General features: G+C 35.8%; 2 protein-coding genes. Both read right to left on the bottom strand.

What is annotated here, in order from left to right; all coding sequences use genetic code 11:
• A partial coding sequence (trmB, locus tag DS885_RS13825) for a tRNA (guanine(46)-N(7))-methyltransferase TrmB (protein ID WP_258546916.1) occupies nucleotides 1–464 on the bottom strand: 464 nt, incomplete at its 3' end.
• Nucleotides 461–1,122: ABC transporter permease (locus tag DS885_RS13820; RefSeq protein ID WP_147232362.1), on the bottom strand; the 662-nt coding region annotated here is incomplete at its 5' end. The genes DS885_RS13820 and trmB, both read right to left, overlap by 4 nt.

The following is a 1,122-nucleotide window of genomic DNA, read 5'->3' as shown; positions in this document are numbered from 1 at the left end:
CCATGCCAACGACGTTGTAAATGCTTTGCCTTTGGCCATGGATTTGGGTATAGCAGATAATGGTGTGACAATGTCCATTCTGCTTCTACCGCTAAACGCCAAAAATCATTGAGATTGACCTGTAATAAACGATAATTATCTAAGGTTTGGATCACTTCTTCATTATCATTAGGATGTTTTGATAATCGGTCTGCTGATTTATCCATACCTAATACAATCGCTTCTGGGTGAGCTTTTGCAATATGATAAGTACTTTCACCTACGCCACAACATGAATCAAAAATAATTGGCTTTCCCTGTTGCTCAACCCACTTCTCCACCTCTTTAAACGCTTGTAATGTATGAGTCTGGTATGGCTTTTTAAAGTCATGCTGTAAATGTTTTAAAACCACTTCATCGAGTTTCTCATTTAACCCCTGTTGATTCGATGTAATAACCCGTGAATCGCCTGTAATATCGATCATGTACGCACACCTATACCTTTGTTTAATAAAATATATAACAGAGAATAAGTCACCGTAATAAAGCTAAAAATCACTACAAATGACCATACAATTGGTACATCAGATACTCCTAAGAAACCATAACGAAAAGCATTGATCATATAAAACACAGGATTAAAATGTGAAACACCCTGCCAAAAGTCAGGCAATAGCGAAATAGAATAAAAGACACCACCTAAATAGGTTAAAGGCGTTAAAACAAAGGTTGGAATAATACTAATATCATCAAAGGTTTTAGCAAATACAGCATTCAGCAACCCACCTAATGAAAATAAAATAGAAGTACATAACACACTCGCAATTAACACAAAGATATTATGTATATGCAAATCTACAAAAAATAACGAAACTAAAGTGACGATCAATCCAACCATTAAACCACGAGCAACACCGCCACCCATGTAACCTAAAATAATCAGGTAATTCGGGACAGGCGCCACTAACAGCTCTTCGATATTATGTTGTAGTTTGGCACTAAAAAATGACGAAGCCACATTAGAATAAGAGTTAGTGATCACCGACATCATGATCAAGCCAGGCACAATAAAGGCCATATAGCTAAAACCATTCATTTCACCAATACGAGAGCCAATTAAATTACCAAAAATAATAAAATATA

The sequence above is a fragment of the Psychromonas sp. B3M02 genome, from assembly GCF_003318165.1.
In the GTDB taxonomy this organism is placed as follows: Bacteria; Pseudomonadota; Gammaproteobacteria; order Enterobacterales; family Psychromonadaceae; genus Psychromonas.
The sequence above is the reverse complement of the archived record's forward strand: the minus strand, read 5'-3'. Positions and strand labels throughout refer to the sequence as shown.